19 protein-coding genes are annotated in these 20434 nt (G+C 65.7%); 9 read left to right on the top strand and 10 right to left on the bottom strand.

Going from position 1 to position 20434, the window contains the following annotated elements; translation table 11 throughout:
- Window positions 1-12 precede the first annotated feature (12 nt).
- Window positions 13-540 carry a hypothetical protein gene (locus tag ABIA30_RS09300; RefSeq protein ID WP_370064382.1) on the bottom strand — a complete coding sequence of 176 codons (528 nt, stop codon included), beginning with the start codon at window positions 538-540 and terminating at the stop codon, window positions 13-15.
- 180 nt (window positions 541-720) lie between these two features.
- Window positions 721-1656, bottom strand: coding sequence for a 1,4-dihydroxy-2-naphthoyl-CoA synthase (locus tag ABIA30_RS09295; RefSeq protein ID WP_370064380.1), 936 nt, complete (start codon window positions 1654-1656; stop codon window positions 721-723).
- Between ABIA30_RS09295 and ABIA30_RS09290 the strand changes: the two genes are divergently transcribed.
- Window positions 1655-1924, top strand: a complete 270-nt coding sequence (locus ABIA30_RS09290; RefSeq protein ID WP_370064378.1) for a hypothetical protein — start codon at window positions 1655-1657, stop codon at window positions 1922-1924. The two genes, ABIA30_RS09295 and ABIA30_RS09290, sit on opposite strands and share 2 nt — an antisense overlap.
- A 60-nt stretch (window positions 1925-1984) precedes the next feature.
- On the opposite strand, the gene ABIA30_RS09285 is transcribed toward ABIA30_RS09290, so the two are convergent.
- From ABIA30_RS09285 to ABIA30_RS09275, 3 genes are all read right to left on the bottom strand, one after another.
- A complete protein-coding gene (locus ABIA30_RS09285) occupies window positions 1985-3226 on the bottom strand; it encodes a GNAT family N-acetyltransferase (RefSeq protein WP_370064376.1) in 1242 nt (413 codons plus the stop codon).
- A 122-nt stretch (window positions 3227-3348) separates the two neighbouring features.
- On the bottom strand, window positions 3349-3801 hold the full coding sequence (locus tag ABIA30_RS09280; RefSeq protein ID WP_370064374.1) for a nitroreductase family deazaflavin-dependent oxidoreductase: 453 nt from the start codon (window positions 3799-3801) through the stop codon (window positions 3349-3351).
- Window positions 3802-3845: 44 nt separating this feature from the next.
- Entirely contained in the window at window positions 3846-5102 is a 1257-nt protein-coding gene (locus ABIA30_RS09275; RefSeq protein WP_370064372.1) for a CynX/NimT family MFS transporter, read from the bottom strand.
- Window positions 5103-5149: 47 nt separating this feature from the next.
- Here ABIA30_RS09275 and ABIA30_RS09270 point away from each other — a divergent pair, with 47 nt between their 5' ends.
- On the top strand, window positions 5150-5821 hold the full coding sequence (locus ABIA30_RS09270; protein ID WP_370064370.1) for a FadR/GntR family transcriptional regulator: 672 nt from the start codon (window positions 5150-5152) through the stop codon (window positions 5819-5821).
- Window positions 5822-5901: 80 nt separating this feature from the next.
- Here the strand turns inward: ABIA30_RS09270 and fadD8 are convergent, their stop codons facing one another.
- The gene (fadD8, locus tag ABIA30_RS09265) at window positions 5902-7503 is read right to left on the bottom strand and encodes a fatty-acid--CoA ligase FadD8 (RefSeq protein WP_370064368.1); all 1602 of its coding nucleotides are present in this window, start codon (window positions 7501-7503) and stop codon (window positions 5902-5904) included.
- A 76-nt stretch (window positions 7504-7579) separates the two neighbouring features.
- On the opposite strand from fadD8, the gene ABIA30_RS09260 reads away from it, so the two are divergent.
- The 3 genes from ABIA30_RS09260 to ABIA30_RS09250 are packed head-to-tail and all read left to right on the top strand — an operon-like array spanning window position 7580 to window position 11710.
- Entirely contained in the window at window positions 7580-9190 is a 1611-nt protein-coding gene (locus tag ABIA30_RS09260) for an amidohydrolase (RefSeq protein ID WP_370064366.1), read from the top strand.
- A 29-nt stretch (window positions 9191-9219) separates the two neighbouring features.
- Window positions 9220-10779: a long-chain-fatty-acid--CoA ligase gene (locus ABIA30_RS09255; protein WP_370064364.1), complete on the top strand. Its 1560-nt coding sequence runs from the start codon at window positions 9220-9222 to the stop codon at window positions 10777-10779.
- Window positions 10763-11710, top strand: coding sequence for an o-succinylbenzoate synthase (locus tag ABIA30_RS09250; protein ID WP_370065475.1), 948 nt, complete (start codon window positions 10763-10765; stop codon window positions 11708-11710). Before ABIA30_RS09255 ends, ABIA30_RS09250 begins: the two co-directional genes overlap by 17 nt.
- 103 nt (window positions 11711-11813) lie before the next feature.
- On the opposite strand, the gene ABIA30_RS09245 is transcribed toward ABIA30_RS09250, so the two are convergent.
- The 3 genes from ABIA30_RS09245 to ABIA30_RS09235 are packed head-to-tail and all read right to left on the bottom strand — an operon-like array spanning window position 11814 to window position 14757.
- A complete protein-coding gene (locus ABIA30_RS09245) occupies window positions 11814-13331 on the bottom strand; it encodes an AMP-binding protein (RefSeq protein ID WP_370064362.1) in 1518 nt (505 codons plus the stop codon).
- On the bottom strand, window positions 13328-13873 hold the full coding sequence (locus ABIA30_RS09240; protein WP_370064360.1) for an FcoT family thioesterase: 546 nt from the start codon (window positions 13871-13873) through the stop codon (window positions 13328-13330). The genes ABIA30_RS09245 and ABIA30_RS09240 overlap by 4 nt, the downstream gene beginning before the upstream one ends.
- Complete coding sequence (locus ABIA30_RS09235) at window positions 13870-14757, bottom strand: TauD/TfdA dioxygenase family protein (RefSeq protein WP_370064358.1); 888 nt, start codon at window positions 14755-14757, stop codon at window positions 13870-13872. The genes ABIA30_RS09240 and ABIA30_RS09235 overlap by 4 nt, the downstream gene beginning before the upstream one ends.
- Window positions 14758-14949: 192 nt before the next feature.
- Here ABIA30_RS09235 and ABIA30_RS09230 point away from each other — a divergent pair, with 192 nt between their 5' ends.
- Window positions 14950-16290, top strand: coding sequence for a hypothetical protein (locus tag ABIA30_RS09230; protein WP_370064356.1), 1341 nt, complete (start codon window positions 14950-14952; stop codon window positions 16288-16290).
- Window positions 16291-16383: 93 nt separating this feature from the next.
- Here the strand turns inward: ABIA30_RS09230 and ABIA30_RS09225 are convergent, their stop codons facing one another.
- Entirely contained in the window at window positions 16384-17193 is an 810-nt protein-coding gene (locus ABIA30_RS09225) for a class I SAM-dependent methyltransferase (protein ID WP_370064354.1), read from the bottom strand.
- 234 nt (window positions 17194-17427) lie between these two features.
- Here ABIA30_RS09225 and ABIA30_RS09220 point away from each other — a divergent pair, with 234 nt between their 5' ends.
- From ABIA30_RS09220 to ABIA30_RS09210, 3 genes are all read left to right on the top strand, one after another.
- On the top strand, window positions 17428-18864 hold the full coding sequence (locus tag ABIA30_RS09220; RefSeq protein ID WP_370065473.1) for a PPE domain-containing protein: 1437 nt from the start codon (window positions 17428-17430) through the stop codon (window positions 18862-18864).
- Window positions 18865-19008: 144 nt separating this feature from the next.
- Window positions 19009-19878: a TauD/TfdA dioxygenase family protein gene (locus ABIA30_RS09215; RefSeq protein WP_370064352.1), complete on the top strand. Its 870-nt coding sequence runs from the start codon at window positions 19009-19011 to the stop codon at window positions 19876-19878.
- Window positions 19875-20426 carry an FcoT family thioesterase gene (locus ABIA30_RS09210; RefSeq protein ID WP_370064350.1) on the top strand — a complete coding sequence of 184 codons (552 nt, stop codon included), beginning with the start codon at window positions 19875-19877 and terminating at the stop codon, window positions 20424-20426. Before ABIA30_RS09215 ends, ABIA30_RS09210 begins: the two co-directional genes overlap by 4 nt.
- The last annotated feature ends 8 nt before the right edge of the window (window positions 20427-20434 follow it).

The raw sequence follows: 20434 nt of genomic DNA, 5'->3' as shown, positions 1-20434 counted from the left end.
GGCTAACAGGGTTCAGCGGGTGGTCACCGCATCGGGGTGGTTGCGTGACACGCGATTGGGGATCTGGGTGACGGGAGCGGTCGGTGCATCCGAGGCTGGCGGAGCCGCCGCGACATCTCGCCGCCTGCTCTTGCCGAACTTGCTCATCCCCACGGTGAACCACAGCACCAGCGCGCAGTTGTACAGCGTCAGGATGCCGTACAGCACGCTGTCGCGGGAGTCGAAGCCCAGTGGCCCCGGTGTGTGGCTGGCGGCGGCCGATGCGCACACGATAGTCAGCGTCAGCCAACCGATCGAGGCGATCCGGCTGAATACGACCGCGGTGCGGCCCAAGGAGGCGAATATGGTGAGCACGCCGATGCCGAGCATCAGCCCGCAGTGGATCGGGGTGACCCGCAGCCAGAGAATGGGCGCGCCCTCGGCACCGAACTGCGGATTGGCCATCGACCACGCCAGACCCGCGCCCCCGAAGACGCCCATGGCGATACCCTCGGCCAACAACACCCATCGGCCGATGCGGAAGCGGGATCCAGCAATCATCACCACACAGTGTGCCGCCAAAGATTGCCGGAGGACGTCGGCCCAAGCTGATACACAGCGCACTCATGGGAAACCTGCCGACTGCCCCGTCCAGACGTTGTTCAGCCACCTCGCAGGGGGCGTACCGACTGAATCGACGATCGCCCGTTTCGAGCGGGTAGCGGTGGTTTCAGCAAAGGTCTAGAAATAGCGGGGGAACTGGCTCCAGTCCGGGTCGCGCTTCTCCAGGAACGCGTCCCGGCCCTCGACGGCCTCGTCGGTCATGTACGCGAGGCGGGTGGCCTCGCCGGCGAACACCTGTTGGCCCACCAGTCCGTCATCGAGCAGGTTGAAGGCGAACTTGAGCATCCGGATGGCCTGTGGTGACTTGCCGTTGATCTCCGAAGCCCATTGCAGTGCAACGGTTTCCAGGTCTTTGTGGTCGACGACTTCGTTGACTGCGCCCATCGCCTGCATCTGCTCGGCGGTGTAGGCGCGGCCCAGGAAGAAGATCTCGCGGGCGAATTTCTGCCCGGCTTGCCGGGCCAGGTACGCGCTGCCGTAGCCGCCGTCGAAGCTGCCGACATCGGCGTCGGTCTGCTTGAACCGGGCGTGCTCGCGGCTGGCCAGGGTCAGGTCGCACACCACGTGCAGGCTGTGCCCACCGCCGGCGGCCCAGCCGTTGACCAGGCAGATGACCGGCTTGGGCATGAATCGGATCAGCCGCTGGACCTCGAGGATGTGCAGCCGCCCGGCGCGGGCCGGATCGACGGTCTCGGCGGTCTCGCCGCTGGCGTACTGGTAGCCGGCCCGTCCCCGGATGCGTTGGTCGCCGCCTGAACAGAAGGCCCAGCCGCCGTCCTTCTCGGACGGGCCATTACCGGTGAGCAGGATGACGCCGACGTCGGGGCTCATCCGGGCATGGTCGAGCGCGCGGTACAGCTCGTCGACGGTGTGCGGCCGGAATGCGTTGCGCACCTCGGGCCGATCGAAGGCGATCCGAACGGTAGGTTGCGGCTTTCCGTCGAGCACGTGCCGGTGGTAGGTGATGTCGGTCAGCTCACCGAGGGCGGTGACGGGCTCCCACAACGCGGGGTCGAACGGGTTCGCTTGGCTCACGTGTTTGACTCTAGCCATGAGGCGATCGGTGACTGCAGTGGTGTTTGGGGCGGGCTTGGCGATGGTCGGGTGTTCGCCGGCCCAGACCGGCGGCGACACCACCTGCAAGAACTTTCTGGGCGCCGAGGAGTCTCAGCAGACCGCTGCGGTTGCCAAGCTACTCAAAGACGAAAGAGGCAAGGAGGCAACCAATCTGGAGATCACCGGTACCCGGATTGCGGTGCAGGCCTACTGCCAGACCGCAGGCACGCCGGACAGCAAGATCAAGCAGGCTCCGCACCTCTAGGCCGGGTCCAGCCGGACCTCGCGGTGCCCGGCGCCGCCGCGGCCGAGCGAGGACCGCTGGTCAGAAGTTGTCGGGCACGCTGGGGGCGACCGGCCAGCCGAAGGCGACGGCGGCCCGGTGCACCGAGCCCGCGCTGAGTTCGGTGACCAGTCCGGCGCCGGCCAGTGACTGCAGGCTGACTCCGCCCAGATAGATCGTGCCAAGGTCACGCGCGGTCAGTGCGATATCGGCAGGCTCCGTGGTGGTTTCGCACGAGGCATCGTTCGGACCGCCGCGAAGACGGTACCGACCGGCATTCCATGGGCAGAACTCGTCAGTGAGCTCCAGAACCACGTCGACGTCGGTGGTGTACCTCCGCGCCGTCAGCGCCCGGCGGACATCCACGATGCGTACGTAGATGCCGTCGCTCACAGCGCACTGCAGTGCCCGCTGGTCGGCCACCAGGTAGCGCAGTCGCTCGTCCACCGCGGCGCGGCCGTATTTGACGACGCGCACCAGGTCCATGTCGAGCAGGTATCGCCAAATGCGGGCGTACGCCCGGTGATTGGTGGCGTGTACCTCCTCGACGTGTAGTTCGCTGTCGGGTTGTCCGCTGTCAGCCCACTTGATCTTGGGCCGATAGATGGCGAATCCGCTTGCCGTCCCATCGGTTTCGTGATGCAGGGCAAAGCGAATCTTGCCCGAGTCCTTGCTTCGCTCGGCATTGTCGTGCACCCAGAAGTCCCACCATGAGCGGGGTCGCAACATCTGCCCGGGCAGTGGCGCAATGGCCTGGCCGTAGACCTCCGGGGCCGAGGTCAACAGCGTCTCGGCGTCCACTTCGGTCACCGAACCATCGCCGACCTCCACGGCGGGGCGATATCCGAGTTCGCGCACCCCGCCGGAGAGCGTCGCGTTCGCGCTCGCCATCCCGTAGCCGAAGCGACCGTAGATCGCGGCCTCCGACGCGAACAGCATCGCGATCGCCTCGGTTCCCCGGGACCGGATGTCGTCGAGCTGGTGGCGCATCATCGCGGTCAGCAGGCCCTGGCGCCGATGGCTTGGTGACACGGTGACCGCGGTTACCGCCGCCACCGGGACGATCGCACCGCCGGGCAGCACCACTTGGCGGCTGAATGCGCCGCTGGTGGACACCCAGCGCCGGCCGTCGTGAAATCCCGCCATCCGGTCGAACTCGACGAACTTTCGCACCAATTCGAATTCGTCCGGCTGCGCGTCCTCCAGGAACACCGCATAGGACGCGGTCATGAACGCGTCGTAGTCGTTGTCGTCACAGATAGTTCGCAGCTTCAGCTCAGCCATTACCCATGTCTAGCGCATCGAGGGTGCGTCAGTCATCCGAGTTTTCGATCGGCGACCGGTACTGCCGCTCAGGGTTGTCCCATCCCGCCTTGTCCGGCAGGGGATCTCGACTCGCGCGGGAATCAGGCCGGGTCGAACCGGAACACCGCACAGCGCCCGGCCAGCGCCTCGAACTCATCGGGATTCGGACCGGTCACCAGTCCGGCATTCTTCATGAACCCGACTCCGGTGGGCACCAGGATCGGGAACTGACGTAGCAGTGGCCGAGCTTCGTCGGCAGGCACCTCGACCAGCCGAACCTGTTCGGCGCGGCGGCCGCTGCCCACTGTCGCGGTGCCCGCGGCACGGGCGTTTTGCACCCAGTCGGCCTTGGGAAAGCCACCGACGACATAGCGCTTGCCATCCACCTCGAAGGGGGTGATGGGTGTCGACCGCGGTTGACCGGACTTGCGGCCCGGCACGGTGAGCACCGTCGGACCCTTGATCGGGACCACCCGGATGACCGTCATGAACACCTTGTTCATCGGTTTGAGCCACCACGGTGGCTTGAGATCGGCGTCGCGTTCCTGGCTCATGTTGCCGAGCGTAGCCGCGGCCGGATGCCGCACCGCCAACAGTTCTAGACGTACCGGTTGCGACCGGCCAGCGTGCCGGCGGTCAGCTGTACTGCGTATACCGCGAAGAACAACACGAACGGCACGGTCCAGCCGCCGGACAGGTCATGCAGCAGACCGAACAGGAACGGTCCGGTGCTGGCCAGCAGATAGCCGAATCCCTGTGCCATACCGGATAATTGGGCGGTGTCCTCGGCGTTGCGGGCGCGCAGCGCGATGACCGTCAGCGCCAGCGAGAACGCGCTCATGCCGATGCCGATCAGCGAACTCCAGAGCACCGGTGCCGCCGTTGGGGCGATGACGAGCCCGATGGTGCCGGTCAGACCCAGCACGCCGAGGCCGGCGTTCCACCAACTCTGACTGGAGCTGCGTGCGGCCAGCGGTGAGATGATCAGTGCGACCGGCACGCCGATCAGCGACATCACCCCGGACAGTATGCCGGCGGTGGTCTTGTCGATGCCGTTGTCGATGAAAATCTGTGGTAGCCAACCCATCATGATGTACGCCATCAGTGACTGGCTGCCCATGTACAGGGTCACCGTCCAGGCCAACCGATTGCGCAACAGTGAGCGGCGCGCGGTGGTGGTGGCAGTGGCCGCGGCCCAGTCCGCGCGGTGTCGACGGGCCGCGGGAATCCACAGCAGCAGGGCGGCAGCGGCCAGTACCGCCCATGACGCCAACGCGGGGCACCAGCCGCCGAGGCGCTGCTCGACCGCGGGAGTGACGGCGGCTCCCAGCGCACCGCCGGCCTGCAGCGCGCTGGTGTAGATGCCCGTCATCAGACCCACCCGGGCCGGGAATGAACTCTTGATCACCACGGGAATCAACACGTTGGCGAGCGCGATTCCGGACGAGACGATCAGCGTCGCACCGAGCATCACGTAGCCGCCGCCGTAGGGACGCAGCACCAGTCCGACGGCAATGGCGACCAGGGCCAGCGCCACGGTGCGGCCCAGCCCGAATCGCTTGGCCAGCCACGGTGCGGCGAACCCGGCCGCGGAGAAGCACAGCACCGGCAAGGTGGTGAGCATCCCCGCCCAGATCGACGAGGTGCCCAGTGCGCCGCGCATCTCGCCGAGCAGCGGGGCGACGCTGGTGACGGAGGGGCGCAGGTTCAGTGCGATCAGGACCACGGCGGCCGCGAGCAACACGCCGCCGGCCACCCTGGTCGGCGTCGACGCGGTGGTCACCTCGATGGCACCGTCGAGTTCGAGGGCCAGTCCGTCCTCGATGGGATGTTGATCCGTGGTGTCGCCGCGCATCCTGATACTGTCGCATACATCCCATGATTGGATGAAAGGATATTTGTGTGCCGCTGAACACAGCCCGTCGCGGCAGCCTGGTCGAGCAGGTCATCGAACAGCTCAGGGGTTCGGTGACGGCCGGCGAGTGGCCGGTGGGGCAGCGCATCCCGAACGAGAGCGACCTGGTCGATGCGCTGGGCGTGGGCCGCAATACGGTGCGCGAAGCCATCCGTGCGCTGGCGCACGCCGGATTGTTCGAGGTCCGGCAGGGCGACGGCACTTATGTGCGGGCCACCAGCGAGGTCTCCGGCGCGCTGCGCCGACTGTGCAGCGCTGAGCTACGTGACGTGTTGCAGGTCCGGCGCGGGCTGGAGGTGGAGGGTTCGAGACTGGCCGCCGCCAACCGGACCGCCGATGACATCGTCGCGCTGCGTGAGCTGTTGGATGGCCGGGACGAACTGCAACGGGCGGGGGATCATCACGAATTCGCCCGCGCAGACACCGAATTCCATTGCGCCGTGATGCGTGCCTCCGGCAACACCATGCTGATCGAGCTGTACCTCGGGTTGATCGAGGTGATCACCGCGAGTGTGGCGGTGGTGAATGAGTCACCGGTCGAGACCGTGCTCGAGGACCACCATCGGTGGCTCGACTACATCGTCGCCGGCGACACCGAGCAGGCGGCCCAGGCGGCCGCGGTGTTGTTCGACCGGCTTTTGGCCGGCCTGCCTTATTAGTTAGTTCTGCCGAGCAGACGCGAATGCCCCCAAAATCCATGGAAATTGGGGGCATTCACGTCTGCTCGCGAGGTCAGCCGTCAGCCGACGGCTCGATCGGCCCCTGTCCAGAACTGCGCCCGCACCGCCTTCTTGTCCGGCTTGCCCAGCGCGGTGACCGGCACCGAGTCGACCACGACGACCTGCTTGGGCGACTGCACCGAACCCTTACGGTCCTTGACGGCGGCCTGAATCTCCGCGGTCATCTGGGCCACCGCCTCGTCGGACGAATCGGCGTCCGGGCGCAGCACCACCACCGCGGTCACCGCCTCGCCCCACTTCTCGTCGGGCGTGCCGACCACGCACACCTGTGCGATCGAAGGATGTTCGGCCACAACGTCTTCCACCTCACGCGGGAACACGTTGAACCCGCCGGTGACGATCATGTCCTTGGTCCGGTCGACGATGTACCAGAAGCCGTCCTCGTCCTCGCGGGCCAGGTCGCCGGTGTGCATCCAGCCACCTTTGAAGGTGTCCGCGGTCGCCTCGGGCAGGTTCCAGTAGCCACCGGACAGCAGCGGGCCGGACACGCAGATCTCGCCGACCTCACCCTGGGGCACCGGGTTGCCGTCGGAGTCCAGTAGCGCCGTGCGGGCGAACAGCGTGGGCCGGCCGCATGAGGTCAGCCGCTTCTCATCGTGCTCGCCCTTGCCCAGATAGGTGATCACCATGGGGGCCTCGGACTGGCCGTAGTACTGCGCGAAGATCGGGCCGAAGCGGCGGATGGCCTCGGCCAGGCGCACCGGGTTCATCGCCGAGGCGCCGTAGTAGACGGTCTCCAGCGAGGACAGGTCGCGGGTATGACTGTCCGGGTGGTCCATCAGCGCGTAGATCATCGACGGCACCAGCATGGTGGCGGTGATCTTCTGTTCCTCGATCACCCGCAGCACCTCGGCCGGGTCGAACTTGGTCAGGACGACCAGTTCTCCGCCCTTGACGATGGTCGGGGTGAAGAACGCCGCGCCGGCGTGCGACAGCGGTGTGCACATCAAGAAGCGTGGGTTCTCCGGCCACTCCCACTCGGCCAGCTGAATGGTGGTCATGGTGGTGATCGATTGCGTGGTGCCGATGACGCCCTTGGGCTTGCCGGTGGTGCCGCCGGTGTAGGTCAGGCCGCCGACATGATCGGGCGCCAGGTCCGCGGCTTTCAACGGCTGGGGCTCGAACTTCGCCGCCTCGGCGGCAAGATCCTTGGCGACGTCGGCCAGGGCCTCGGGGACCGGGCCGATGGTCAGCACCTGCGTGAGTGAGGGCACCTTGTCGAGCAGGCCCAGCGCGCGCTCGACGAATGCCGGGGTCGGATCGATGATCAGCGAGGTGACGCCCGCGTCGGCCAGCACATAGGCGTGATCGTCCAGCGAACCGAGAGGGTGTAGTGCGGTGCGGCGGAAGCCCTGGGTCTGGCCGGCGCCGATGATCATCAACACTTCGGGCCGGTTCAGCGAGAGCAGGCCGGTGGCGCTGCCGGCGCCGGCGCCGAGTGCCTCGAAAGCCTGAATGTACTGGCTGATGCGGTCGGCGAGCTGGCCGCCGGTCAGTGTGGTGTCGCCGAGGAAAAGCACCGGCTTGTCCTTGTTGCGCTTGAGCGCGCTCACGGTGAAGTGCCCGGAATGCAGGGGATGGCGCAGCAACTCATCACTCATGCCCAACACACTAGAACGTGTTCTAGTTATCGTCTATGTCGCGGTATCTGCGCGTCGAGCGTGAAACGATCACGCCATGCCCTCAGCCGATCTGATCTTCTTCGGAACCGTGCTCACCGTCGACCAGGACCGGCCGACCGCTGCGGCACTCGCGGTGGCCGGCGGGCGCATCGTCGCGGTAGGGGAGTACTCCGACGTCGAATCGTGGATTGGCCCCGGCACCCGGACAGTCGATCTCGGCGACGGTTGCCTGATGCCCGGCCTGGTGGAGGCGCACGGCCATCCGCTGATGGAAGCGGTGGTGCTCGGCGGTCGACTGGTCGACATCCGGCCGGTCACCATCACCGACGCCGACGCGATCGTGGCGGCGATCCGCGACGAGGTTGCCGCGCGCGGCGCGGCAGGGGCATATCTGAACGGCTGGGATCCGCTGCTGCAGCCGGGACTGCCATCGCCGACGCTGGCCTGGCTGGACGAGATGGCGCCGGACACCCCGCTGGTGATCGTGCACAACTCCGGACACAAGGCGTACTTCAACTCCGCGGCAGCGGGCAACGTCGGCCTGACCCGCGACACCCCGGATCCGCATGGCGCCAAGTACGGGCGCGACGCCGACGGCGAACTCGACGGAACAGCCGAGGAGACCGCGGCCGTCTTCCCACTGCTGGGTGATGCCATCTCGGTCACCGACTACCCGGCGATGCTGCTGGCCGAGTGCGCCCGGCTGAACCGGGCCGGGCTGACCATGTGCTCCGAGATGGCCTTCGACCCGATGTTCCGGCCGGTGCTGGAGCAGATGCGCGATCAACTCACCGTCCGCCTGCGCACCTACGAGATGTCGACCGCCGCCTTGCACACCGACGCCACCCCGGACAACGGCGACGACATGGTCCGTCAGGTCGGCATCAAGATCTGGGTCGACGGGTCACCGTGGATCGGCAACATCGACCTGACCTTCCCGTACCTGGACACCGCGGCCACCCGCACCATCGGGGTGGTGCCCGGTTCGTGCGGGTGTGCCAACTACACCCGCGAGCAGCTGGTCGAGATCGTTGCCGCGTATTACCCGAAGGGCTGGCCGATCGCCTGCCACGTGCACGGCGACGCTGGTGTCGACACCATCCTGGACGTGTATGAGCAAGCGCTGCAAGCCAATCCGCGCCCAGATCATCGGTTGCGGCTGGAACACGTCGGCGCCATCACCCCAGCTCAGTTGCAGCGTGCCCACAGCCTCGGCGTGACCTGCAGCCTCTTCGTCGACCAGATCCACTACTGGGGCGACATCATCGTCGACGGCCTGTTCGGCCCGGAGCGCGGTGAACGGTGGATGCCGGCCGGATCGGCCGCTGCCACCGGCATGCGGATCTCGTTGCACAACGATCCGCCGGTCACCCCAGAGGAACCGCTACGCAACATCAGCGTCGCGGTCACTCGGGTGGCGCCCAGCGGCCGGGTGCTGGCGCCTTCGGAACGGCTGACGGTCGAACAGGCGATCCGGGCGCAAACCATCGATGCCGCCTGGCAGCTGTTCTCCGACGATGTGGTCGGGTCGCTGCAGACCGGCAAATACGCCGACCTGGTGGTGGTGTCCGCCGACCCGCGTGTGGTAGCGCCGGAGTCCATTGCCGACCTGGAAGTACGGGCGACATACCTAGCGGGACAACAGGTTTTTGCCAAATCCGACTGATCACGGGGTAGACGTGGCACGCTCAGCGCATGCCTGAATTGCCGGAACCCCGATTTCTCGATGAGCGCGTCGCGCACTGGGCGGCCGTCAAGCCCGATGAAGAGGCCATCACCTATCTGAGCCGCACCTGGACCTGGTCGCAGTGGTACGACCGGATCCGCCGGGCGGCCGGGGCGATGGCCGAGCGCGGCGTCACACGCGGGGACGTCGTGGCGTTCCTGGACAAGAACCACCCGGCATGCGCCGAGGTGGTGATCGCTGCGGCGTCGTTGGGGGCGGCCACGGCCATCATCAACTTCCGGCTGGCTGCCGACGAGATGGACTACGTGCTCAACGATTCCGGTGCGAAGATCCTGTTCGTCGGCGACGAGCTGAAAACTGGTGTCGAAGCGATCCGCGACAAGCTGCCCGGCGTCACCGCCATCATCGAGGTCAAAGCCGGCGGCGACGACGAATACGAGGCGGTACTGGCCGCGGCCGGCCCGCGCGACCGTGCACCGGATGTGCGGCCCGACGACATCGCGATCGTCATGTATTCCTCGGGCACCACCGGTCGGCCCAAGGGTGTGGCGCTGACCCAGGCCAATATCATCGCCCACACCGTCAACGCGTTCGAAGGATGGACGGCCGAGCCGGGTGACAAGAACCTGGTGGCCATGCCGCTGTTCCATGTCGGCGGCACCTCCTATATGCAGTACGGGCTGCATCACGGGGTGCCCAGCTACATGACCCGCGACGTCGACGCCATGGCGTTGGCCGGTGGAATCCTGGCCGGCGCCAACCGCACCTTCCTGGTGCCCGCGGTGCTGGCCAAGGTGCTGGAGTCCGGCCAGGACGCGGTGAACCTGTTCGGCGGTCTGAAGACCTACGCCTACGGGGCGTCGCCGATGCCGCTGCCGCTGCTGCGGGAGGCTCTTGAGGCGTGGCCCGAGACCGAGTTCATCCAGGTGTACGGGCTGACCGAGGTGTGTGGGGCCATCACCCGCCTGATGCCCGAGGACCACCGCTCCGGCGACGAGGCCCGGATGATCAGCGCGGGCACTCTGGTCCCCGGAGCCGAAGTGCGGGTTGTCGACCCCAACACACTCGACGACGTCCCGGCCGGGGGGCAAGGCGAATTGTGGTTCCGCTCACCGCAGTTGATGAATGGCTATCTCAACAAGCCGGAGGCCACCGCCGAGGCCATCACGTCCGACGGCTGGTTCCGCACCGGCGATATCGGCCGGGTCGATTCTGACGGCTATGTTTTCATCGAAGACCGGCTCAAGGACATGATCATCTCGGGCGGAGAGAACATCTACTCCATCGAAGTGGAGCGCATCCTGGCCGAACATCCCGCAGTCGCCGAGGTCGCGGTGTTCGGCATCCCTGACGAGAAGTGGGGAGAAGCGGTGAAAGCCGTTGTATCCCTAGAGGGTGATGCCAGCGAGTCCGACCTGATCGCGTGGGCGCGCGATCACCTGGCCGCCTACAAGTGTCCCAAGACCGTCGATTTCGTCGAGGCACTGCCGCGTAACCCCACGGGCAAGATCATGAAGAAGGATCTGCGCCAGCCCTATTGGGAGGGTCGAGATCGCAGCACTGTCTGACCTGCTGGACCGGTTGCACGTCGTCTCGCTGCCCATGCGGGTGCGGTTCCGCGGCATCGACGTCCGCGAAGTCGCATTGATCGAAGGACCGTGTGGCTGGGGCGAATTCGGGGCTTTCACCGAGTACGGCCCGGCAGAGGCCGCGTATTGGTTGGCGTCCGGCATCGAGGCCGCGTACTCGCTGGCCCCGGCGCCGGTGCGAGACCGGGTGCCGATCAACGCCACCGTGCCCGCAGTCTCCGCGGGCCAGGTGCCCGAGGTGCTGGCCCGTTTTCCGGGGGCGCGGACGGCCAAGGTCAAAGTCGCCGAGCGCGGGCAGACCCTGGCCGACGACGTGGCCCGCGTCGAGGCGGTGCGTGAGTTGGTGCCGACGGTGCGGGTCGATGCCAACGGCGGTTGGACGGTGAGCGAGGCGGTCGCGGCGGCCGCGGCGTTGGGACCGCTGGAGTACATCGAACAGCCATGTGCCACAGTCGAAGAACTCGCAGAGGTGCGGTCTCGCGTGACCGTGCCGATCGCCGCGGACGAGTCGATTCGCAAAGCGGACGATCCGCTGCGCGTGGTCCGTGCAGGCGCCGCCGATGTTGCGGTGGTGAAAGTTGCTCCGCTGGGCGGGGTTTCGCAGTTGCTGGCGATGGCAGCGCAGATCGACATACCGATCGTGGTGTCCAGCGCATTGGATTCGGCGGTCGGTATGTCGCGCGGGCTGTTGGCCGCGGGCTGCCTGCCGGTGCTCGACCATGCCTGCGGGTTGGGCACCGGTGGCTTGTTCGTCGAGGACGTGGTGGAAACGGCCGGACCGATCGACGGGTTTCTACCGGTGGGTGCGGTGGCGCCCGATCTTTCGCGGTTGACCGGGCTTGCTGCGCCGGCGGGACGGCGGGATTGGTGGATCGACCGGGTTCGGCAATGCTATCCGCTACTGAGGTAGGCCCGGGTAGCGGAGTCGAGCCGGCGGACGTAATCCGTACTCGCAGTGGAGAAGCCGTGGTTGTCACGACCGCCGGCCGGTAAGCGGGGCACGCTCACAACCCTCAGTTGATCTGCCGATCGAGTCCCACCCAGAACTGCTCGCGTAGCTCGCGCCGGAGAATCTTGCCACTGGCATTGCGCGGGATCGACTCGATGAATTCGTATCGCGCCGGCACCTTGAATCGTGCGAGTTTGACGGACAGGAATTCGGTCAGGTCGTCGGCGAGCAGGTCGGATCCGGGCGTGGCGACCACGTACGCATGTACCTGTTCGCCGCGCCGATCATCTGGTACGCCCACCACTGCGCTGTCGTGCACCAGCGGATGAGAGTTGATCGCCTTCTCGACCTCTGCCGGGTACACGTTCTCACCGGAGATGATGATGAGATCATTGACGCGGTCCCGGATCACCAGGAAACCGTCCTCGTCGAGGTACCCGGCGTCGCCGGTACGGACCCACCCGTCGACGATGGTGTCGGCGGTGGCGGTGGGGTCTGCGAAGTATTCGAGCATCTGGGCCGGGCTACGCAGATAGACCTCGCCTGACACCCCGGTGGGCAGCTCGTTGCCATCGACATCCCGAATGGCCGCGTCCACTCCGGGATACGGTGCGCCGGCGGCATGGAGCCGGGCCCGTCCGGGCCGATGCTGTTCGGGGGGAAGACAAACGGCGGTGTTGCCGGTTTCGGTCAAGCCGTAGATCTGAGCGAACTCGCACCCGATGATCTCGATCGCCCGGCTGAGCAGGTCTGGTCCGATCGGGGATCCGCCGTAGACGATCTTGCGCAACGTCGCAAGATCGGAAGCGGCAGCAGCCGGATCGGACAACAGCATGAGAATCATCGCCGGGACGAAGCAGGTGAACGTCACGCCGTTGTCCCGCACTGCTGCCGCCGCCTCGGCCGCAGTGAAGCGTGGAATCACCACGCTCGGTATCCCACTGTTGAGTGCCTGTGTGGCCCACCACATTCCACCGATGTGAAAGGCGGGCAGCGCGATCAGGCTGATGTCGTCGGCGCGCCAGTCGATCCAGTCGAGTCCGGCATCGTCCAGCAGCTCCCGCACCGCGTTGAAGCTGCGATGGGCAAGCACAACGCCTTTGGGCCGTCCAGTGGTGCCGCTGGTGTACATCTGGACGACAGGGGTATGCCGATCGACCGTGATCTTTGGTGTCTGGGTGTCGGTGGGGTGATCCCGCCAGCTGGCGAAATCCTCTGAATTGACGATATTTTCGCCCCGCAATTCGGCACGATCGGTGACTACGATGCGTGCCCGCGAGTGCTCGACGATGAAGCCGACTTCGTCGGCGGCGAGGCGCCAATTCACCGGAACCAGGACCGCGCCGATCCGTGCGCACCCGTACAGCAATTCGTACAGCGCCGGCGAATCAGTGGCCACGTGGACGACCCGGTCACCGGGACCGAGGCCCGCGGCGGCCAATGCGCGCGCCACCGACTCCGAGCGCCGCGCGAGTTCGGCGAAGGTGATCTGCGCCGACCCGAAGACCAGCGCCACCCGGTCGCCGTGGACCGAAGCGTTGTGCTCGAGTCTGGTGACCAGATCGAATTGTTCTGGTCTCACTGCGGTTTCGACGGGAGGTCGACCAGGGCGATCTCGATGTCGCCGTGAACGCTGCCGATTGCGTCGTCGGAGAACTCGATGTTGGTCTGTAAGGCCAGCAGCGGCCGGGACCGCTCGCGAAATTCGATGTCGGTGACCGTCAGCGTTGCGCGGTACGACCGCGAGTTGATCGGCTGCCGGAAGCGGGTGGCCATCTTGCTGATCAGGACGGAGGGCAGCTGCCTGTCCCAGTAGTCGGCCAAGTCCCAGTTCGACAGCTCCGGGATCAGGCCGTCGCGTACCGAGGCGGCCAGCACGTAATAGATGAGCTGGTTGTAGGAGATGATGAATTCGACCGCGTTGAAATGTCCGGTTTCCTCGATGTAGCACGACTGCTGGAATCCGAAATCGCCGGTGCCGACCACGGTTTGGCCTCGACGCTCGGCTGTTGCGCGCTTCAGGTAGACGGTGCCTTTGCCAGCGTAGGGGGTCATGGTGCGATCGAGGAGGGCCACGTCGTCGCTGAGGTCTGCGACGACCGTGGACCGGGTTGAATTGTTCATGCGGCAACCTCACTGCTCAGGGGATGTTCATCTGTGACGGTGATCCGGTAGGACTCGGTCGGCTCATTGCCTGGGTTGTGCAGGGCCCGGTGGATCAGCGTGCGGTTGTCCCACAGCAGGAGGTCGCCGACCTCGTAGGTCTGGACGAATATGTTGGGGTGCTCGTACGAGTCGTCGAGTTGTCCCGACTCTCCGAGCAGATCTTCGATCAACGAGGCCGGCAGCGCATTGCCGTCGGTGTCCTCGATGGCGTAGGTGAAAGCCTCTGATAGATAAAGGATCTGCTCACCGGTGACCGGATGGGTCAGTACGGTGGGCCAGCGTTGCGGCGGTGTTGTGCGCTCGATGTCGGTGAGTACGTCACCGATCGGCCGATAGACATCCGATGGGCGGATCTTGACGTACCGACGCGCGCTGTGCCGGCAATATGTTCCGGCGATTCTCTCTTTGAGGCGTGGGCTCAGGCGCTGGTAGGCGGTGGCCATGTTGATGAATCGAGTGCCCCTGGTGCTGGTCGGGAGCAGCTGCGGGTAAAAGATCGTGACGGCGAACGGGTCGGGCATGAACTGATAGTCGGCGTGCCAGAAGCCACCGGTCTTCGGAACTCCGATCTGTTCGGCGGAGCGCTTCAGGTTCGATGAAACGAAGATCAGATCGTTTTCCGGGTGGTGATACATCGGCTCGTAGTAGGGCACAGGAGTACCGAAATGCCGGCCGAGTTCGACGAAGGCCGCCGGCTTCAACTGCTGCCCTTTGAGGATTACCACTTTGTCGGCGTAGATGTGTCGACGGATCAGGGAAATGTCGTCGGGGTCGGCCAGCGCCGCATCGAAGTCGTGAACTTCGATGCCGGCCAGAGTGCCGGTGCGGGCGGTAATACGCATCAATTGCTCCCTTGCTGCAGACGCCGATTGATCTGCGGCACGAACGGTTACGGCGATGGGCGGCACGGACAGGGGTGGCACGGTCTCGACGTCGGCACCCGTTGCACATCGGGCGACTGGTCGCTCTAATGGTCGGCGCGAGTCGGTGAATAGTTCCCGGCTGACGAAAATTCTGTGCGGAGGGTTCCTACAGTGGGGACATCGGTCGACAACACGCTGGCCTACATCGACCAGGCGTCGTTTCTGGCGCTGCGGGCGCTGGGCCGTGGCCCGGTCATCCAGTACGTGTGGATCTACGAACGCGGCGTGGATCTGGACGGGCTGCGTCGGTTCCATCGAAACCTGCAGCACACGTTGATCGGTCGGGTGATCGAGCGATCACTGCTGCCGTTCGGTCGGCACCGCTGGATCGCCTACGGTGGACCGGCGGACCTGGACATCGCGGTCGGCGAGCGCAGCCGCGACCAGGTTTGGGATTGGGTCGACGAGAGGTCTTTCGTACCGGTCGATCCCGAATTCGGCCCGCCCTGGCATCTCGGGGTGCAACCGCTGATCGGTGGTGGCGCGGCCGTGTCGCTGGCCGTTTCCCATACCACTGCTGACGCCGGAGCCGGCATCGCGTCCATCGTCGACGCGGCTGAGGGTGTCCGGCGCGAGTTCGGATTCCCCAGTGCCGCAGCATGTTCCCGTCGACAGTCGCTGCGCCAGGACCTCGCGCTGACGGCTCGCTCGGCGCGCGACATCCCCGTCGCGGTACGAGCAGCCGTGCGTGCGGCGCGTGAGCAGCAAGACGACTTGTCAACGTCGGCCGCCATTGCTCGACAGGTACGGACGGCGTCGGTAGATGAACCAGTGGTGGTGCCAAGGGTTTACGGCAGCGTCGACGTGTCGGCATGGGACCAGCGGGCACAGGCGCTGGGGGCGACCCGCAATGTACTGTTCGCCGGATTCGCCGCCCGCGTGGGATACCGGCTGGACCGGGTCGAAAGCGACGGCCGGTCTTTGTTGTCGGTGCCGGTCAGTGAGCGGACCGCCGGCGACACACGCGCCAACCCGCTCGCCGCCATCACCGTGCATGCCGATCCCCTTCGGGTGTGCGACGACCTGACCGACCTTCGGGCGGCGACCAAACAGGCACTGGTGGAACTGAGTGGGACCCGCCGGACCCTGCTCGCTCCGCTGGCGTTGACTCCGCTTACCCCGAAGTCACTGGTCCGCCGGTTGGAGCATCTGGTGTTGAAGGTCGGAAAGCCCATCGGCTGCAGCAATATTGGTGACATTGCCGGCTCCGCGAACCGGCCCGACGGCACCGATGCCGATTTCTTTGCCGTTCGAGGTGGTGAGGCCGGTGTCACCGCAGCCACTCTGCAACGGCTGGGTGGACACCTGCTGGTGTCCGCCGCGTCGATGCGCGGCAGGATCTGGTTCAGCGTCGCGTCGTGGGAAAGCCACCGAGTCAACACGCGCGCGGCGCTGACCGATGTCGTCGCTGCTGCAGCGGCCGATTTCGGCCTGGAGGTACACGTGGAGTAGGGCCGGTTTTGCCCCGAGCGTCGGCTGCCGGACCCGCACCGGCGCGGAGAATCGACTGGCTCCGCGTGTTACATCAACGACAAGGATTGTTGGTCAACAGAATTCGATAAGCGTCACCGGCGCCCGGAAACGGGCAAGGCCGGGCACGCGGTAGGACTGTCGGTTGATCCACGGGACCAGCTTTCCGCGGCCCGACGGATATGGCAGCTCGCGTACCGCGCGTATTCCGGGTAGCGAGCGCAACTCATCGTAGCGGTCAGCGGTGAACCAGAACGGCATCGCCGGCGACGTGTAGTCCTTGCTCAGCTTGAATCCGCGGCGCCGGGAGTAGGAGCTGATGAATCGGGGGATGCTGTCGAACACCAAGCGGCCCTGAGGAAATTGGCTGGCGCACGCGGAGATCAGGTGAAAGACGGTGTCCTGATCCAGATACTGGAACAGCCCTTCGGCGGTGATCAGGACCCCGTTGCTGTGGTCGACCAGGTCCATCCAGGAGTACTCCAGTGCGGACTGCGCACAGTGCGCCAGGCGGTCACAAGCCGGGAGGAGCTGGCGGCGCAACTGCACGACCGGTTCGAGATCCACTGACATCCAGGTCAACTCACTGTTGTCGAGGCGCCAGAAGCTCGTCTGCAATCCCTCGGCCAGTGCCACCACGGTGGCCCGGGGACGGGCTGCAAGGTAGTCCCGGGACACTGCGTCGAACACCAGAGCACGCAGCGCGGTGGCTTGATGGGTGCGGCCGAAGTGCTGATAGTCGTAGTCGAGTGCAGCCAACAGGTCGATGGCCATCGGGTCCTCGATGATGCCGTCGGGCCGGGCGGCTTCCGATGCCCGTTGGTACAGGGTGAGCAGAGCGGTTTCTGATACGCCGTCGAGGTGGCGGGCGTCAATGACTGACATGGCACCACCGTACGTCCGGCGGTCAGCGCGATGTCGGCCGGCTCGGTGCCGGGTGGGCCTGCAGGGCAACGGTATCCGGCTGCCTCATAAGCAATTTCGATCAGCTCATCGTGGCGGGGAACTTTTTGCCGTGCCGGACGACTAAGTCAGATATGCGGGTGCCGAGTCGGCATCCCGGGCCGTTGCGCCCTCGACGGCCAGCGAGGAGACCTAGCAGTGACTGCCCCGATTTGGATGGCGCTACCGCCGGAAGTGCACTCGGCGTTGCTGAGCGCCGGCGCGGGACCGGGGTCGCTGCTTGCCGCCGCAGCGCAATGGCAACAACTCAGTGGGCAATACAGCCAGGCTGCTGCGGAGCTGTCCACCGTGTTGGCTGAGGTGAACGCCGGCAGCTGGGAAGGGACCAGCGCCGAGCAGTACGTGGCTGCGCACCTGCCGTACCTGGTCTGGCTGGAGCAGTTCTCGGTGGATGCCGCGGCCGCCGCCGCCCAGCACGAGGCGGCTGCGGCCGCCTACGGCGCCGCCCTGGCATCCATGCCCACGCTGGGCGAGTTGGCTGCCAACCACGTTGCCAATGGCGTCTTGGTGGCGACGAACTTCTTTGGCATCAACACGATCCCGATTGCGATCAACGAAGCCGACTACGTGCGGATGTGGCTGCAGGCTGCGGAAACGATGACCGTCTACCAGGCGATCTCAGAGACGGCGCTGGCGGCGGTACCGTCGCCGACGCCCGCTCCGCCGATCCTCAAGGTCGATGTCGATGCTCAAGGTCTACTGCGCAGCCCGCCGACTTCTCCCGGTCAACTGCTCAACGAGATCCTCACCTTCATCGAACAATTGGGCACTACCAAGCAGGTTGGGCAGCTGCTCGCGGACTTCCAGTACTTCTTCCAGCAGCTGGGCTTCAATCGGGCCTCGTCGGCGGTCCTGGCTTTTGTGGCGCTGTGGCTCTACGACGTGCTGTGGTACCCGTACTACGCCTCCTATGCCCTGCTGCTGGCGCCGCTCTTCGCGCCCGCCCTGAGCGCATTGGGAGCGTTGGTACTGCTGAGTCAAACCCCCTCGGACGTCACGCCTCTGGTGGCCGAGGGCGCTCACCCGGGCTTCGTCCGGCAGGCCGTGCCCCATGAGGACAGTGGCGTGCTGTTGGCTCCGCCCGGTGCTCCTGCCGGCGCCGCACCGACCAGCAGTTCGGTGTCGTCGGCACCGGCAACTGCCGCCGGCGCGGGCCCGGCCGCCGCGCCGGCTGTCAGCTACGCGGTACTCGGGCTTGACCCGCCGGCCGTGGGGGCGGGCCCCGAAACCGACATGGAGAGGCCGGACGCCGCTACCGAGCCGGTCGCAACCGCCATCGCAGCCCGCGTCCTGGCCGCAGTCAGCCGTAGTGCCCGGCCTACCCGAAAGGCCATGGGACGTAGTCGCGGATACCGGCACGAATTCCTTGAGATGGACGGCTCGACGGCAGCGCCGGACGATCCGCGGCCGGTGCTCGTCACGGCTGGTGATCGGGGCGCAGGACCGATGGGATTCTCCGGTGCCGGGTCGTCACGGACGGCGGCTCCCGCGGGCATGCTCGAGTGGTCCAGCGGCGACGCACGCAGGGCCGCCCCCATGCTCCCGCATGGCTGGACCTGCGATCCCGACGACGCGTCGGACCCGCCGCGATAGCCAACCATGAGGAGTTCGGGAACTATTTGGTCTCGCGGTGCGACCACTGTTGTGAGAAGCGGAAGTTTTGCTGAAGTGCAGCAACGGATCTGGTGACCGATCGGACCGTGGGCTGCGACGTGTGCGAACGAGAGAGGCGAGTCGATGACTCTCAACGTGAAGGGCAAGGGACTCGGGGCGCAGGTCACCGGGATCGACCCGAAGAACCTGGACGGCATTTCCACCGAGGAGATTCGTCAGATCGTCTACGAGAACAAACTCGTCGTCCTCAAGGACGTCCACCCGTCGCCCCAGGAGTTCATCGAACTCGGGAAGATTCTCGGTGAGATCGTCACGTACTACGAGCCTGTCTACCACCACACGGATCATCCAGAGATCTTCGTCTCCTCGACAGAGGAGGGACAGGGTGTCCCTCGCACGGGTGCGTTCTGGCATATCGACTACATGTTCATGCCAAAGCCATTCGCGTTCTCGATGGTGCTGCCGCTCGCGGTGCCCGGGACCGACCGCGGCACCTACTTCATCGATCTGAACCGAGTGTGGGAGTCGTTGCCGGTAGCTCAGCAGGCCCCGGTACGGGGGACCTTCAGCACGCATGATCCGCGCCGCCACATCAAGATTCGTCCAGCAGATGTCTACAAGCCCATCGGTGAGATATGGGACGAGATCAACCGCACCACACCACCGATGACGTGGCCGACGGTGATCCGGCACCCGCGGACCCACCAGGAAATCCTCTACATCTGCGCGTCAGGCACCACCAAGATCGAGGACGGCGACGGAAACGTACTGGACCCATCGGTGCTGCAGGAGCTCATGACGGCCACCGGCCAGCTGGACCCGGACTTCGCCTCGCCCTTCATCCACACTCAGCACTACGAGGTAGGCGATATCGTATTGTGGGACAACAGGGCTTTGATGCATCGAGCCAAACATGGCACGGCCTCCGGAACGCTGACGACCTACCGGCTGACCATGCTCGACGGCCTCGCGACACCGGGCTATGCGGCATGAGTACCGCAGACCTGACGCCGTTCGTCTTCGATGCGGAATCGGTTGGCACTGAGCCGATTTCCGAAGACCTGTTGGTCCAGGTATTGGAACCGTACTCGTACAAGGGCTGCCGGTACCTCACGGATGCGGAGTACCGCGCCACGGGCGACTCGATGTACGCAACCGGAAATTTCACCATCCCGGAGTCTGTCTACATTCGCAGCACCGGGCACTTCAACGCAGTCGAGTTGGTGCTGTGTTTCAATCAGCTCGCCTACAGCGCGTTCGCCCCGGCAGTGCTCAACGGGGAGATCGACGGATTCCGAGGTTGGTCGATCGATGACTACTTGGCAAACCAATTGTCCAGCATGCTGATCCGGGAGACGTCATCGCGCTATCGGCGGCAGATCGATGCGCGCAAGTTCGCCGCCCGGTTGGTTTGTCACGACATTGAGATCATCCACCGGAAGTGGCGGTACCTGAAGGTTCCGTGCGCCATCGAGTTCTATGACGACGACGGTGGTTCGGCGACGGGGGAGTTCGAACTCGCCGTCCTCAACATTCCGTGATCCGCGCA

It is taken from the genome of Mycobacterium sp. MAA66, from assembly GCF_041261665.1.
In the GTDB taxonomy this organism is placed as follows: Bacteria; Actinomycetota; Actinomycetes; order Mycobacteriales; family Mycobacteriaceae; genus Mycobacterium.
The sequence above is the reverse complement of the archived record's forward strand: the minus strand, read 5'-3'. Positions and strand labels throughout refer to the sequence as shown.